Raw genomic sequence first — 14,722 nt, forward strand, 5'->3', positions numbered from 1 at the left:
GGGATCGTCGGGTCGGACGCGGATTCTCCAGCCCCGAAGCGACGGGCGATACCACGGGTTCCGCTCAGCGGGACCGGGGCTCAGGCGGCGCACAGCTCCACGCGCGGGTCGCGCACCCGCTCGACCTGCGCGTTCACTCGCGCGGCGGTCAACCGCCGGATCCCGCGCGAGAGCAGGTGCTCGACGGGCAGGTGCAGCGCGCCGCACACCGAGCGCAGCACCTCCGACGACGGCTCCTTGCGGCCGCGCTCGATCTCGGACAGGTACTGCTTGGACATGCCGACCGCGGCCGCGACGTCGGCGAGGCTGCGGTCCTGATCCCGGCGTTCGTCGCGCAGGATCTCCCCGTAGACCTCGCGCAGCAGGCGCTCGGGCCGCGGCCGCTTGGCACGGTGCTGTCGGCGCCGGGCGTCGAGATCCGCGACGGCGGGCCGGTCCGCTGCTGACATGCCCCGAAGTCTCGCACGATGCCGGCGCCGGGGCCGGGGTATTCACCGACAGCGAAACGGGGGCCTCCGTCCGCGACGCGACGCGGCACGGCCGGCCGCGGTTCGGCAGCGCAGCCGATCGCCACCCCGCGGTTACCGCCTAGTAATAGAGCGCATGTTCTGTTATGGTCCCGCTGTGCCCCGCCCCCGCATCCATGACCTCGACGAGGTTCTCGACACCACCGAAAGTCTGGTGGTGGAGGGTGGCGCGAGTGCGGTGACGCTGCGTGCGGTCGCCGCGGCCACGGGGATGTCGAACGGCGCTCTGTATCACGCGTTCGGCTCACGAGGCGGGCTGGTCGGCCGGGCCTGGTTGCGCGCGGCCCACCGCTTCCTCGACCTGCAACACGCGGCGGTCGACGAGGTTCTCGGCTCCGCCTCGGCGCCGGGCTGGGCCGTCGGGGTCGACGCCGTCGTCGCAGCTGCCGATACCCCGGCGACGTTCGCCGCCCGCTTCCCCGAGTCCTCGCGTCTTCTGCTCACCGTCCGGCGCGACGAGTTGCTCGGGTCCGACCTGCCGGAGGATGTCGCCGCAGAGTTGAGCCGGCTCGATTCGGTTCTGGTCGCGCTGCTCGTTCGCCTGACTCGGACGTTGTGGGGCCGCGGCGACGCGCGTGCGGTCGCGGTCGTCGAGGACTGCGTCGTCGGTCTGCCCACAGGGCTGTTGCTCCGGCGTCGGCGTGTCCCCGACACCGCCTTGCGGCAACGCCTCGAGGCCGCGGTCCGTGCGGTTCTCGCCCTCGATCCTCCGCCGGCGCCGCCCCGGCGCGGCGGCCACACGAAAGGTTCTCGATGACTGCCACTCTGACCTACCGGGACAAGATCGCCGTCCTCGACCTCGGCGACGACGAGAACCGGTTCTCCCCGGACTGGCTCGACACCGTCGACCGCCTCCTCGACGAAGCGCAGCAGAACGCGCACGCGCTCGTCACCACGGCGACGGGGAAGTTCTACTCCAACGGCCTGGACCTGGAATGGTTGACGGCGCACGGTGATCGGGCGCAGTGGTACGTCGGCCGGGTGCAGGCGCTGTTCAGCCGCATCCTCACCTTCCCGTTGCCGACAGTCGCCGCGGTGGTCGGGCACGCGTTCGGGGCGGGCGCCATGCTCGGCATCGCGCACGACTACCGGGTGATGCGCGCCGACCGGGGCTACTACTGCTTCCCCGAGGTCGACATCCACATCCCGTTCACGCCGGGCATGGCCGCCCTGATCCAGGCCAAGCTGACCCCGCAGACTGCAGTCACCGCGATGACCACCGGGCACCGTTACGGCGGCCTCGAGGCCGAGGCTGCCGGCCTGGTCGACCGCACAGCCGGCGAGGGTACCGTCCTGGATGCCGCCGTCGAGCTCGTCACCCCGCTCGTGGGGAAAGACCCCGGCACCCTCGGTGTCATCAAGTCCACCATGTTCGCCACCGTGGTCGAGTCGCTCGCCCAGGGGCGGGCATGACCGGCCACGAGCGACATCCGGTATCGGGCGGAAGTGCGGGGCGCTAACCGGAATCCGTCGCCGGCAGCAGCGCCCGCACCGCGTCGATCGTGTCCGCCTCGGCAGCCGTCTTGTCGGGGCGGTAGCGCACCACCCGCGCGAATCGCAGCGCCACCCCGCCGGGGTAGCGCGGGCTGACCTGCACGCCGTCGAGTTCGATCTCCACGACCAGCTCCGGTCGCAGGTACACCGCGTGTGCGTCGCGGCTGCGTTCGTGACGCGGGAATTCCTCGGTCTGCCATTGCAGCAGCGCGTCGGTCAGCCCCTTGAACGTCTTGCCGACCATGATCGGTTCACCGCCGTCCGGGTCCCGCGCGCCCAGATGGAGATTGGACAGGTACCCGGTGCGGCGGCCGTAGCCCCACTCGGCGCCGAGCACCACCAGGTCGAGGGTGTGCTCCGGCTTGACCTTCTGCCAGGCGCGGCCACGCCGGCCCGCCGCGTAGGGCGCGGTGAGGTCCTTGACGACGACGCCCTCGTGTCCGGCGGCGAGCGCGGCCTCGAACTGGGCCTTGGCTGCGGCGTCGTCCGGCTGCAGCACGCCCGGGATCCGGTGCTCGGGGGCGACCCGCTGCAGGGCGTCGAGACGCTCGGCAAGCGGTGCGTCGAGCAGGTCGACGCCGTCGAGGTGCAGGCAGTCGAAGAAGTACGGGTGCAGCAACAGATCGTGGGCGGACTCGGCGCCGAAGCGGCTCATGGTCTCCTGGAACGGCCGGGGCCGGCCCGCGGGGTCGAGCGCCAGGGTCTCGCCGTCGAGCACCACCGACGTGCACGGCAGCGCGGCGACCAGATCGACGAGTTCCGGTACGCTGCCGGTGATTTCGCGCAAGGTGCGGGTGAACACCCGCACCGTCTCGTCGTGGCGGTGCACCTGGATGCGGGCGCCGTCGAGCTTGTATTCGACGCTGACGTCGCCGCCGAACCGGCTGTAGGCGTCGGCGAGGGACGGCGCGGGAGAGGCGAGCATCGGCCTGATCGGCCGGCCCACCTCGAGACGGAACGCGGTGAGCGCGTCGGCGCCGCCGGTGAGCGCGGCGGCCGCCGTCACGGACAGTTGCCCGGAGAGCATGAACGCCCGGCGCACCGTCTCGGCGGGCAGACCGGCCGTGGCGGCCACCGCGTCGGTCATCACGCCCTCGAGCGCGCCCTGCCGCAGATCCCCGGTGAGCAGCCGCACCAGGAACTCCTGTTCGGCGGTGGTGGCCGCGCCGAGCAGCGTGGCGAGCAGTTCGCGGCGCCGCCCCGTCGATCCGGTCCCGGCCAGACCGGCGAGCTCGGTGAAGGCCCGGTCGACGTCGGAGACGGTCAGCGACGGCGCGTCGGCCGGGTCGACGCGGGCCCCGGCGAGGGTGCGCCAGCCCACGCCGATGCGGCCCTGGCGGGGCTCGCCCGCCAACCACGACACCGCGGGCTCGACCTCCACGGGGTCGAGGACGGCGAGGAGGCTGCGCAGTTCTTCCACCTTGGTCCGTCGCGACCGGGTGGTGCCGACGGCCCGTGAGGTGGCGACGATCGTCGAGAAGAGCACGTCCCGACCGTACCGACCCCCGCCGGTTCCGGCGCAGGTTCACCGCCGGTTCCGGCGCAGGTTCACCGCCGGTTCCGGCGCAGGTTCACCGCCGGCCGGTCAGTCGCCGACGCGTTCGCCCGTCTCCGGATGGAACAGGTGCACCGAGCCCTCCCGCTTGCGCAGCCGGATCGTGTCCGCGAGCCGGGCCGGGGTGCGGGTGAGCGACCGCGCGACGAGGGTGGTGTCGCTGCGCGCGACGCGGGTGTACACGTACGACTCGCTGCCGAGTTCCTCGACGAGGTCGACGATGGCCTCGACGCCGTCGCCGTCCGTGATCTCCAGCTGTTCGGGCCGGATCCCGACGGTGACGGTCTCGAGGCCGGCGCGGTGCAGCGAGGCGATGCGGTCCCGTTCGACGTCGACGACGGTGCTGCCGATCTGCACGCCGCCGTCGACGATCCGCGCGTCGAGCAGGTTCATCGCGGGCGAGCCGATGAACCCGGCGACGAACGCGTTGGCGGGCCGGTCGTACAGCTCGGTGGGGGAGGAGAACTGCTGCAGCGTGCCGCCGCGCAGCACCGCCACCCGGTCGCCCATGGTCATCGCCTCGACCTGGTCGTGCGTGACGTACACCGTGGTGGTGCCGAGACGCCTTTGCAGCGCGGCGATCTGGGTGCGGGTCTGCACCCGCAGCTTGGCATCGAGGTTGGACAGCGGTTCGTCCATGCAGAACACCTGCGGTTCGCGGACGATCGCCCGGCCCATCGCGACGCGCTGCCGCTGGCCGCCGGAGAGCTTGGCGGGCTTGCGGTCCAGGTAGTCGGTGAGGTCGAGCAGCTTCGCCGCCTGCTCGACCTTGCGCCGCCGTTCGTCGGCGCTCACACCGCGCATCTTCAGTGCGAAGCCCATGTTCTCGGCGACGGTCTTGTTCGGGTACAGGGCGTAGTTCTGGAAGACCATCGCGATGTCACGGTCCTTCGACGGCACACCGACCATGTCGCGGCCGCCGATGCTGATCGAGCCCTCGTCGATGTCCTCGAGTCCGGCGAGCATCCGCAGCGCGGTGCTCTTGCCGGAGCCGGACGGTCCGACCAGGACGACGAACTCCCCGTCCTGGATGTCCAGGTTCAGCGAGTCGACGGCGAGGGTGTCGGAGTTCTCGTAGATGCACGACGCGTTGCGGTAGGTGATCTCGGCCATGACGATTCCTTCGAAAGTGATCGGGGGAGTTACTTGATTGCGCCGAACGACAGGCCGCGCACGAGCTTGTTCTGGGCGACCCAGCCGGCGAGGACGACGGGCAGCGCCGCCATCGTCGCGGCCGCGGACAGGCGAGCCCAGTACAGGCCCTCGCCGGTGATGAAGCCGACGAGGAACACGGGAATTGTCTGCGCCTGTACCGCCGTGAGGTTGACGGCGAAGAAGAATTCGTTCCAGGAGAAGATGACGCAGATCAGGGCGGTGGCGGCGATGCCGGGCGAGACGAGCGGCAGGATCACCTCCCGCACCGACGTCCACAGGCCGGCGCCGTCCATGCTCGCGGCCTCGAGCAGCTCGCCCGGCACCTCGAGGAAGAACGAGCGCATCATCCACACCGCGATCGGCAGGTTCATCGCGGTGTAGAGGATGATCAGGGCCCAAATATTGTCGAGCAGGCCGATGTTCGCGACGATCACGTACAGCGGGATGATCGCGGCGACGATCGGCAGCATCTTCGTGCTGATGAAGAAGAACAGGGCGTCCTTGGTCTTGCGCACCGGCCGCAGCGACAGGGCGAACGCGGCGGGCACGCCGAGCAGCAGGACGAGGATCGTCGACACGCCGGTGGCGAACGCCGAGTTGAGCAGGCTGACACCGACGCCGGTGTCGAACACCGCGCGGAACTGGTCGAGGGTGGGTGTGAAGAAGAACTTCGGTGGATCGGAGTAGGCGTCGGCCTCCTGCTTGAAGGCGGTGAGCACCATCCAGAACACCGGGAAGAAGAACCCCAGGGCGGCGATCCAGGCGACGACGCCCCATGGATTTGCCTTGCGGTGCTTACGTTTCCGGGGGCGCGCCGGGACGGTCTCCGGTGCGGGGAGCTGCTGTGTGGTGGGGGCGGTGGTGCTCATCAGGCGGCCTCCTCCTTGCCCGTGAACGATGTGAAGATCAGCCGCAGCGCGACGGTGGCCACGACGATGGTGGCGACGACGACCACCACGCCCATGGCGGCGGCCTGGCCGATGTCGAAGCCGAGGAACGCCCGCTGATAGATGTAGAACGGCAGGTTGGAGCTGGCGGTGCCCGGTCCGCCCTGGGTCATCATGTAGATGGCGTCGAACGTGTTGACCAGGTGGATCGCGCCGAGCACGGCGCCGAGTTCGATGAACCGCCGCAGGTGCGGCAGCGTCAGCTCGCGGAACAGGGCGAAGGCGCCGGCCCCGTCGACCCGGCCGGCCTCGAGAGTGTCACGCGGCATGGACTGCAGCCCGGCCAGGATGAGCAGCATCATGAACGGGGTCCACTGCCACACCAGGTTGGCCATCACCGCGGCGAGCGGGTAGCGGCTGACCCAGTCGATCTGCCCGACGCCGAACGGGGAGAGCACGAAGTTGACGATGCCGAACACGGGATCGAACATCGCGGTCTTCCACATCAGCGCTCCCGCGACGGGGGTGACCAGGAACGGCGTGATGAGCAGGGTGCGGACGATGCCGCGGCCGAGGAAGACCCGGTCGAGCAGCAGCGCGAGCAGCAGGCCCAGCACGACGGAGATCAGCACGGTGCCGACGATGAGGATCACGGTGTTGACGGCGACCTCGCGGAACTGGCTGTCGCGGAAGACGTCCGCGTAGTTCTGCAGGCCCACGAAGCTGCGCGAGCCCGGGCGCACCAGGTTCCACGACTGCGTGGAGTAGTAGAGGGTGAACACGAACGGGATCTGCGTGACCACGATCATGAAGATCAGGGCCGGCAGCAGGGGCCCCCGGCGGCGCCAGCCTTCCGCGCGGGAGACCGCGTCGCTCTTGGCTTCCCGCACCCGGCGGATGCGTTCCGAGTCGTCGGCGGTGGGTGCGCCGACTGCCACGGTTGTCATTGTTGATCCTCCCGATAGGTGGCACCGACGACGTCGGCGTATTCCTGGGCCTGTTCCAGCGCTTCGGTGACGGTCTTCTGGCCGGCGATCGCGGCGCTGATCTGCTGGCTCACGCGGGTTCCGAGGTCCTGGAACTCGGGGATGGCCAGGAACTGGACGCCGGTGTAGGGCACCGGCTCGACCGTCGGGGCGTCCGGGGTCGCGTTCTCGATGGACCGGAGGGTGAGCGGCCCGTAAGCGGCTGCGGCCTCACGGTATTCGGGGATCTCGTAGGTGGACAGCCGGCTGCCGGGCGGCACCCGCTCCCAGCCGAGGGTCTCGCCGACGGTGCGCAGGTACTCCTTGCTCGTCATCCACGAGACGAACCGCCACGCCGAGTCCGCGTTGTCGCTGTCGACGGGGATGCCGAGCGACCAGCTGTAGAGCCAGCCCGCGTCGTCCTTGACCCGGATCGGTGCCGGCGCGTACCCGATCTTTCCGACCACGTTGCTCGACGCGGGGTCCTCGAGGGTGGAGACCGCCGACGTGGAGTCGTACCACATCGCGACGCGGCCCTGGGCGAGCTGCGTGGCGCATTCGCTGAAACCGCTGGTGGCGGCGCCCGGCTGGCCGTGCTCGCGCACGAGGTCGACGTAGAACTGCACGGCCTCGACGACCTCGGGACTGGTGAGCTGCGCGTTCCAGTTCTCGTCGTACCACCGGCCGCCGAAGGTGTTGATCACCGTGTTCAGCGGGGCGAGCACCTCACCCCAGCCGGGCTTGCCGCGCAGGCAGATCCCGGCGGTGTCGGGGCTGTCGAGGCGGGCGGCGGCAGCGGCGACCTCGTCCCATGTGGGGGTGGGGGACAGGGCGATGCCGGCCTGCTCGAACAGGTCCTTGCGGTACATCAGGAACGAGGACTCGCCGTAGAACGGCACCGAGTACATGTCGCCGTCGTAGGACAGCGATTCGCGCAGGGAGGGAATGAAGTCGTCCTCGTCGTAGCCCTCCGTCTGCCGGGCGTAGTCGGAGAGGTTGGTCAGCCAACCGTTCTCCGCCCACTGCGGGGTCTCGTAGTTGCTGATCATCACTACGTCGAACTCGCCGCCGCCCATCGCGGTGGAGGCCGTGATCTTCGCGCGGGCCTGGTTCTCCGAGAGCGTGACGAACCGCAGGTCGATGTCCGGGTTCTCGGCCTCGAACTGCGCGGCGAGTTGCTGGGCGTCCTGCATCTGGGAATTCGACACCATCGCGATGGTGACGGTCTGGTCGGAGGCGCCGAGCGAGCCGGCGCCGGCGCAGCCGGTGAGCGTGAGGCTGAGCGCCCCCGCTCCGGCCACCAGCATTCGGGTGGTCGTTCTGGATGTGTTCACCGATCGTCGCCTCTTCTTCGGTCTCTCCGGTGGGGTTATCGGTCGAGTAGCCAACGTGCGCACTCGATGTCGCACACGAGCATGGTGGCCAGGCCGCCGCGCAGCGCCCCGAGCGCGGCCTGGTGTTTGGCGGCCCCGCCGGTGACGAGGACCGTGCCGGGGCAGGCGCGGATGTCGTCGAGCGAGACCGACACGGCGCGACGGTCGAGGTCCCCGCCGACGGCCGTGCCGTCGGCGTGGAAGAACCGTCCCGCGATCTCCCCGACCGCGCCGAGGTCGGTGAGGGAGTCGAGCATGGCGGTGTCGAGGTAGCTGCCCTCGAACAGGGTGGTCGACGTGGACACCGCCCCCACGCCGAACATCATCATGTCGGCGCGGCGGCCGATGTCCAGGGTGCGGGAGATCATCGAGTCGGCACGCATGGACGCGACCGTCGCGGGGTCGGCGTACAGGGGAACGGGGAGGCGGACCATCTTGGCCTGCAACTGTTCCGCGCATCGTCCGAGCACGTACTCGGCGCCGGTCTGGTAGTCGGACGCGGTGACGGCGCCGTCGAGCTGGACGATCGTCGCGCAGGTCGCCCCGCCCGGCGGCAGGGCCTGCGCGACGGCCACGGTCTCCGGGCCCCACGTGAATCCGAGGGTGTCCGTCGCGCGGATCCGCCGGCTGATCAGGGCGGCGGCGGCCCGTCCGACGCCCGCGAAGCTGGCGGCCTCGTCGAGCGGGCCGGCCGCGTCCACGCCGTCGCCGACGACGACGGCCTCGAGCAGGCCGAAGCGCTCCTCGAGGGCGCGTTCCTCGTCGGCGTGCAGGTCGTCGCGCAGGTTGGCCGGCACGTTCACCTCGATGCGCACCAGGCCCTGGGCCCGGGCCCGGGCGACGAGGCGTCCCGCGGTCGGCCGGGAGACGCCGAGGCGCGTCGCGACCTCCGCCTGGGTGAGGCCGTCCAGGTAGTACAGCGTCGCCGCGCGCAGCGCCAGGCGCAGCTCCTCCGGCGCGGCGGCGGCCGCGGGCTGGTTCGTCACGTGGGGGACGGTCACGACATCTCCTGGTTCGGAGGAACACCGTGAGCAAATGCTCATGGGTGCGTTCATTTGCTCAGTACGCTAGCATCGGCAATGTGACCCACACAACACCCCCGTCGATCCCGGCCGGCATGCGCGCCGCCGTCCTCGTCGAACCCGGACGGATCGAGATGCGCGAACGGCCGGTCCCCGAACCCGCACCCGGCGACGTGCTCGTCCGGGTCACCTCCGTCGGCGTGTGCGGATCGGACACGCACTACTACCGGGAGGGCCGCATCGGCGAATTCGTCGTCGAGGCCCCGCTCGTCCTCGGCCACGAGGCCGCCGGCACGATCGCCGCGGTCGGCGCCGGCGTCCCCGCCGGCCGGGTCGGGCAGCGTGTGTCCATCGAGCCGCAGCGCCCCGACCCCACCACCGACGAAACCCGGCGCGGGCGCTACAACCTCTGCCCGCACATGCGGTTCTACGCCACCCCACCCGTCGACGGCGCCTTCTGCGACTACGTCACCATCGGGGCGGAATTCGCCCACCCCGTGCCCGACACCGTCTCCGACGACGCCGCCGCCCTCTGTGAACCGCTGTCCGTGGGCATCGCCGCCGTCCGCAAGGCGGGCGTCACCGCCGGTTCCCGGGTCCTGGTCACCGGCGCGGGCCCCATCGGGATCGTCACCGCGCAGGTCGCCCGCGCGTTCGGCGCCATCGACATCGTCGTCACCGACCTCGACGCGGACCGGCGCGCGCTGGCCCGGAAGTTCGGGGCGACCGCCACGCTCGACCCGCGCACCGACGACGTCAGCGACCTGCACGTCGACGCCTACATCGACGCCTCCGGCGCCCCCGCCGCGGTCGCCGCCGCGATGCGGGCGGTCCGGCCCGCCGGCACCGTCGTCCTCGTCGGCTCCGGCGCCGAGACGATGAACCTGCCGGTCCAGCTGATCCAGAACCGCGAGCTGGTCCTCACCGGCGTCTTCCGTTACGCACACACCTGGCCGACGGCGATCGCCCTCGCCGCCACCGGCCGCGTCGACCTCGACGCGATGGTCACCGCCCGCTTCCCGCTCGAGAGGGCGGCCGAAGCACTCGAATCCGACCGGACACCCGGCAACATCAAGACCGTCGTGCGGGTGCACCCCGGCGACGACACGTAAGGAGCCCCGAAGTGGACCTGGGGGAGAACACCCTGAACGCCCTGCCCGTCCCTGGCCCGACCTACTCGCGCCGCGACATCGGCGTCGGCATCGTGCATTTCGGGGTCGGCGGATTCCATCGTGCCCATCAGGCGATGTACGTCGACCGGCTGCTCGAACGCGGCGCCCGCAACTGGGGCATCTGCGGCGTCGGCGTCATGCCCGGCGACCGCCGCATGCGCCACGCCCTCGCGTCCCAGGACGGCCTCTACACCCTGATCCTGCGCCACCCGGACGGCAAATGGGAACCGCGGGTGATCGGTTCGATCGTCGACTACCGCTACGCCCCCGACGATCCCGAGGCGGTGATCGAACTGATCGCCGCACCCACCACCCGCGTCGTCTCGCTCACCGTCACCGAGGGCGGTTACAACATCCGCCACGACACCGGCGAATTCGACGTCGACGACCCCGCCGTCCGCCGCGACCTCGAGCACCCCGACGCGCCGGCCACCGTCTTCGGCCTGGTCACCGCCGCGCTCGCGCGCCGCCGGGAGCGCGGGCTGCCGTCGCCGACGATCATGTCGTGCGACAACATCGAGGGCAACGGCACCGTCGCCCGGCGGGCTTTCACGTCCTTCGCCGAACTCGTCGACCCCGATCTCGCCGGCTGGATGCGCGAGCACACCCGGTTCCCCAACTCGATGGTCGACCGCATCACCCCCGTCACGACCGACGACATCGCCCCGGAACTCGACGCCCGCTTCGGCGTCCGCGACCGCTGGCCCGTCGTCTCCGAACCGTTCACCTCGTGGGTGCTCGAGGACGACTTCTCCTGCGGCCGTCCGGCCTTCGACGAGGCCGGGGTGCAACTCGTCGACGACGTCGCGCCGTACGAGTTGATGAAGCTGCGCCTGCTCAACGCGAGCCACCAGGCGCTGGCCTACTTCGCCCACCTGTGCGGCTACCGCTACGTGCACGAGGCCGCCCAGGACCCTCTGTTCGCGGAGTTCCTGCTCGACTACATGGACACCGAGGCCACCCCCACCCTGCGGCCCGTGCCCGGCATCGACCTCGCGCAGTACAAGCGCACCCTGATCGAGCGCTTCGCCAATCCCGAGATCCGCGACACCGTCGCCCGGCTGTGCGCCGAATCCTCCGACCGCATCCCGAAGTGGCTGCTGCCGGTGGTGCGGGAGAACCTCGCCACGGGCGGATCGGTGCGCCTGGCCGCCGCCGTCGTGGCCGGCTGGGCCCGCTACGCCGAGGGCATCGACGAGGCCGGCGACCCCATCGAGGTCGTCGACCGGCTCGCCGACACCCTCGGGCCCCTCGCCCGCAGCCAGCGCGAGGAGCCGACCGCCTTCCTCGGGAACCGGTCCGTCTTCGGGGATCTCGCCGATCAGCCGCGGTTCGTCGAGGCCTACCTGTGGGCGCTCGGGTCCCTGCACCGCGTCGGGGCCCGCGCCACCCTGCAAGCCCTGCGCAGCAAGGTCGGATCGTGAACGGGCCCGTCCTCGTGATCGGCGAGGCGCTCGTCGACATCGTCCGCCGGGGCGCGGCCGAGCCCGTCGAACACGTCGGCGGCAGCCCGCTCAATGTCGCCGTCGGCCTCGGCCGGCTCGGCCGCGACGTCGAGTTCGTCACCCATATCGGCGACGACGACCGCGGCCGCCGTATCGTCGGCCACCTCGCGGCCTCGAAGGTGCGGCTCGCCGCCGGCAGCAGCACCGCGGCGCGCACCCCGACCGCGACCGCCGTGCTCGACGAGAACGGCTCCGCCACATACGAGTTCGACCTGGAATGGCAACTGCCCGATCCTCGTCCCACGCCCGGTGCCCGGCACGTGCACACCGGATCCATCGCGGCCCTGCTCGAACCCGGCTGCGAGGCCGTCGCCGCGCTGCTCGACCGGCACGTGCCCACCGCGACCGTCAGCTACGACCCGAACGTCCGGCCCGCGCTCGTCGGCGACGACCCGCGCGCCCGCGACCGCATCACCCGGTTCGTCGCGGGCGCCGACGTCGTCAAGGCCAGCGACGAAGACCTGCGCTGGTTCGCCCCCGGCCGCGACCCCCGCGACGTCGCGCGGGAGTGGCTCGCGCTCGGGCCGGCACTCGTCGCGGTGACGCTCGGTGCGGGCGGTGCCGTCGCCGTCGCGCGGTCCGGCGCCGTCGAGGTCGCCGCGCACCCGGTCGAGGTCGTCGACACCGTCGGCGCCGGCGACGCGTTCATGGCCGGCCTGCTCGACGCCCTGTGGACCCAGGAGCTGCTCGGCGACCGCGAGGGCCTGCGCGGAATCGGACCGGACGCGCTGCGCACGGCCCTGGACGTCGCCGCGCTCACCGCGGCCCGCACCGTCGCGCGTGCCGGCGCGGACCTGCCCACCCGCGACGAGCGGGACGCCGACCCGAAGGAGCCGTGGTGACGCTCGTCGCCGGGATCGACTCGTCCACCCAGTCCTGCAAGGTGCTCGTCTGCGACGCGCACACCGGCCGCATCGTGCGGCAGGGCCGCGCCCCGCACCCCGACGGCACCGAGGTCGACCCGCGTGCCTGGGCGGACGCCCTCGACCGCGCCGTCGCCGCCGCCGGCGGGCTCGCCGACGTCGCCGCGGTGTCGGTCGGCGGTCAGCAGCACGGGCTGGTGACCCTCGACGAGACCGGGACGGTGGTGCGCCCGGCGCTGCTGTGGAACGACACCCGCTCGGCCGCGGCCGCCGCCGACCTCGTCGCCGACCTCGGGGGCGGACAGAAGTGGGCCGACGCCGTCGGCGTCGTCCCGCTCGCCGCGATCACCGTCGCCAAGGCCCGCTGGCTCGCCGACCACGAGCCCGCCCGCGCCGACCGCACCGCGGCGCTGTGCCTGCCGCACGACTGGCTGACCTGGCGGCTGGCCGGAGGATCGGACATCGGTGCGCTGATCACCGACCGCAGCGACGCCAGCGGCACCGGCTATTACAGCGCCGCCGACGACGCCTATCGCACCGACCTGCTCGAACTGGCGTTGCGCGGCCGGCGGCCCCTGCTGCCCCGGGTGGCCGGACCGGCCGAACAGGTCGGGGAGACGAGCCGGGGCGCCGCGCTGGGACCCGGCGCCGGGGACAACGCCGCCGCCGCCCTCGCCCTCGGTGCGCGCGAGGGCGACGTGATCGTCTCCGTCGGCACGTCGGGCGTGGTCTCGGCGGTCTCGGTCACCTCCACCCGCGACCCCGACGGGCTGGTCGCCGGCTTCGCCGACGCCACCGGCCGCCACCTGCCGCTCGTGTGCACCCTCAACGCGGCGCGGGTCCTCGACGCCACCGCCGCGCTGCTCGGCGTCGACCACGACGAACTGTCACGGCTCGCGTTGTCGGCCCCGCCCGGCGCCGGCGGGCTCGTGATGGTGCCGTACCTCGAGGGCGAGCGCACCCCCAACCGCCCCGGCGCGACCGGCGCGATCCACGGCCTGCGCCTGACGAATTCGACGCGGGAGCACCTGGCGCGCGCGGCCGTGGAGGGGCTGCTGTGCTCGCTCGCGGACGGCCTCGACCACATCACCGCGCAGGGCGTGCCGGTGCGACGGGTGCTGCTCGTCGGTGGCGGCGCCCGTTCCCGCGCGCTGCGCGAGGTCGCGCCCGGCGTGCTCGGGGTCCCGGTCGAGGTGCCCGAGCCGGGCGAGTACGTCGCCGTCGGCGCGGCCCGCCAGGCGGCGTGGGTGCTCGACGGCGGTGCGGAACCACCGCGGTGGCAGGGTGGTGCCGTGCAGCGTTACGAGACCGACCCGATGCCGGCCGTGCGCGCCCGGTACGCGGAGGTCCGCGACCTGACCGAGGACACGATCCGTTGCAGCTGACGCGGGTGGCCTGCTCAGGACAGGCCGAAGGCACTGGCCAGGAAGTCGATCAGCCAGGAGAAGATCTCGACGGACCCGATCACGCTCGAGCCCTCGTCGGTGGTGTCGGCGAGGGCCGTGCCGGGCGCGAGCGCCGACAGGACTGTGGCGCCGAGAACTGCCGTGGTGATGCGAGCCGACGTCCGCATGAGCGTCTCCTTCCGACGGGTATCGAAACCAGTTCATGATCGCCCGGGCATGCACCGGTTCGCGACCGCGATGAGTTCCGGTTCCGTCTCGGGTCGATATCTGTGACACCGAGGGCAGTGCCGTCATCCACCCGAGCAAGGAGAAGACGATGCCGAAGATCACCCCGTTCCTGTGGTTCGACACCGAGGCCGAGGACGCGGCCAAGTTCTACACCAGTGTGTTCCCCGACTCCCGCATCCTGGGCACCACCTACTACCAGGACGCCGGCCCCAAGCCGGCCGGCACCGTCATGGCCGTCGACTTCGAACTCGACGGCCAGCGCTACGTCGCGTTCAACGGCGGCCCGGAGTTCTCGTTCTCCGAGGCGGTGTCGCTCCAGATCGACTGCGCCGACCAGGACGAGGTCGACCACTACTGGAACGCCCTCACCGAGGGCGGGGAGGAGAGCCAGTGCGGCTGGCTGAAGGACCGCTTCGGGCTGTCCTGGCAGGTGGTGCCGCGGCGGCTCTACGAGCTGCTCTCCGACACCGACCCCGAGGTGGGACGGCGCATCACCGAGGCGATGTTGCAGATGCGCAAGATCGAGATCGCGCCGCTCGAGGACGCCGCCCGCGGCTGAACCGGCGCGGC

General features: G+C 71.6%; 15 protein-coding genes. 7 read left to right on the plus strand and 8 right to left on the minus strand.

Annotation, left to right across the window (positions count from 1 at the left end):
• Positions 1-80: 80 nt before the first annotated feature.
• Complete coding sequence (locus KZJ41_RS08615) at positions 81-449, minus strand: helix-turn-helix domain-containing protein (RefSeq protein WP_050034842.1); 369 nt, start codon at positions 447-449, stop codon at positions 81-83.
• Positions 450-624: 175 nt separating this feature from the next.
• On the opposite strand from KZJ41_RS08615, the gene KZJ41_RS08620 reads away from it, so the two are divergent.
• Both KZJ41_RS08620 and KZJ41_RS08625 read left to right on the plus strand, forming a co-directional pair.
• Positions 625-1,284 carry a TetR/AcrR family transcriptional regulator gene (locus KZJ41_RS08620; protein WP_251550449.1) on the plus strand — a complete coding sequence of 220 codons (660 nt, stop codon included), beginning with the start codon at positions 625-627 and terminating at the stop codon, positions 1,282-1,284.
• Positions 1,281-1,940 carry an enoyl-CoA hydratase-related protein gene (locus tag KZJ41_RS08625; RefSeq protein ID WP_006948048.1) on the plus strand — a complete coding sequence of 220 codons (660 nt, stop codon included), beginning with the start codon at positions 1,281-1,283 and terminating at the stop codon, positions 1,938-1,940. The genes KZJ41_RS08620 and KZJ41_RS08625 overlap by 4 nt, the downstream gene beginning before the upstream one ends.
• A gap of 43 nt (positions 1,941-1,983) precedes the next feature.
• Here the strand turns inward: KZJ41_RS08625 and KZJ41_RS08630 are convergent, their stop codons facing one another.
• From KZJ41_RS08630 to KZJ41_RS08655, 6 genes are all read right to left on the minus strand, one after another.
• Entirely contained in the window at positions 1,984-3,507 is a 1,524-nt protein-coding gene (locus KZJ41_RS08630; RefSeq protein WP_185713694.1) for an ATP-dependent DNA ligase, read from the minus strand.
• Between the two features lie 99 nt (positions 3,508-3,606).
• The gene (locus KZJ41_RS08635; protein ID WP_006933842.1) at positions 3,607-4,689 is read right to left on the minus strand and encodes an ABC transporter ATP-binding protein; all 1,083 of its coding nucleotides are present in this window, start codon (positions 4,687-4,689) and stop codon (positions 3,607-3,609) included.
• A gap of 29 nt (positions 4,690-4,718) precedes the next feature.
• Positions 4,719-5,600, minus strand: a complete 882-nt coding sequence (locus KZJ41_RS08640) for a carbohydrate ABC transporter permease (protein ID WP_006933843.1) — start codon at positions 5,598-5,600, stop codon at positions 4,719-4,721.
• Positions 5,600-6,565 carry a carbohydrate ABC transporter permease gene (locus KZJ41_RS08645; protein WP_006933844.1) on the minus strand — a complete coding sequence of 322 codons (966 nt, stop codon included), beginning with the start codon at positions 6,563-6,565 and terminating at the stop codon, positions 5,600-5,602. Before KZJ41_RS08645 ends, KZJ41_RS08640 begins: the two co-directional genes overlap by 1 nt.
• Positions 6,562-7,890: a sugar ABC transporter substrate-binding protein gene (locus KZJ41_RS08650; protein WP_006933846.1), complete on the minus strand. Its 1,329-nt coding sequence runs from the start codon at positions 7,888-7,890 to the stop codon at positions 6,562-6,564. Before KZJ41_RS08650 ends, KZJ41_RS08645 begins: the two co-directional genes overlap by 4 nt.
• Positions 7,891-7,952: 62 nt before the next feature.
• Positions 7,953-8,957, minus strand: a complete 1,005-nt coding sequence (locus KZJ41_RS08655; protein ID WP_006933848.1) for a sugar-binding transcriptional regulator — start codon at positions 8,955-8,957, stop codon at positions 7,953-7,955.
• Positions 8,958-9,073: 116 nt separating this feature from the next.
• Here KZJ41_RS08655 and KZJ41_RS08660 point away from each other — a divergent pair, with 116 nt between their 5' ends.
• From KZJ41_RS08660 to xylB, 4 genes are read left to right on the plus strand one after another with little or no spacing between them, the layout of a single operon-like run.
• Positions 9,074-10,090: an NAD(P)-dependent alcohol dehydrogenase gene (locus KZJ41_RS08660; RefSeq protein ID WP_006933851.1), complete on the plus strand. Its 1,017-nt coding sequence runs from the start codon at positions 9,074-9,076 to the stop codon at positions 10,088-10,090.
• 11 nt (positions 10,091-10,101) lie between these two features.
• Positions 10,102-11,574 carry a mannitol dehydrogenase family protein gene (locus KZJ41_RS08665; RefSeq protein ID WP_006933853.1) on the plus strand — a complete coding sequence of 491 codons (1,473 nt, stop codon included), beginning with the start codon at positions 10,102-10,104 and terminating at the stop codon, positions 11,572-11,574.
• Positions 11,571-12,497, plus strand: a complete 927-nt coding sequence (locus KZJ41_RS08670) for a carbohydrate kinase (protein WP_006933855.1) — start codon at positions 11,571-11,573, stop codon at positions 12,495-12,497. Before KZJ41_RS08665 ends, KZJ41_RS08670 begins: the two co-directional genes overlap by 4 nt.
• Positions 12,494-13,903, plus strand: coding sequence for a xylulokinase (xylB, locus tag KZJ41_RS08675; RefSeq protein ID WP_006933858.1), 1,410 nt, complete (start codon positions 12,494-12,496; stop codon positions 13,901-13,903). Before KZJ41_RS08670 ends, xylB begins: the two co-directional genes overlap by 4 nt.
• Before the next feature lie 14 nt (positions 13,904-13,917).
• Here the strand turns inward: xylB and KZJ41_RS08680 are convergent, their stop codons facing one another.
• On the minus strand, positions 13,918-14,091 hold the full coding sequence (locus KZJ41_RS08680) for a hypothetical protein (RefSeq protein ID WP_006933860.1): 174 nt from the start codon (positions 14,089-14,091) through the stop codon (positions 13,918-13,920).
• 149 nt (positions 14,092-14,240) lie between these two features.
• On the opposite strand from KZJ41_RS08680, the gene KZJ41_RS08685 reads away from it, so the two are divergent.
• Positions 14,241-14,711: a VOC family protein gene (locus KZJ41_RS08685; protein ID WP_043799220.1), complete on the plus strand. Its 471-nt coding sequence runs from the start codon at positions 14,241-14,243 to the stop codon at positions 14,709-14,711.
• Positions 14,712-14,722 lie beyond the last annotated feature (11 nt).

It is taken from the genome of Rhodococcus sp. 11-3 (assembly GCF_023704055.1).
Classification (GTDB): Bacteria; Actinomycetota; Actinomycetes; order Mycobacteriales; family Mycobacteriaceae; genus Rhodococcus; species Rhodococcus aetherivorans.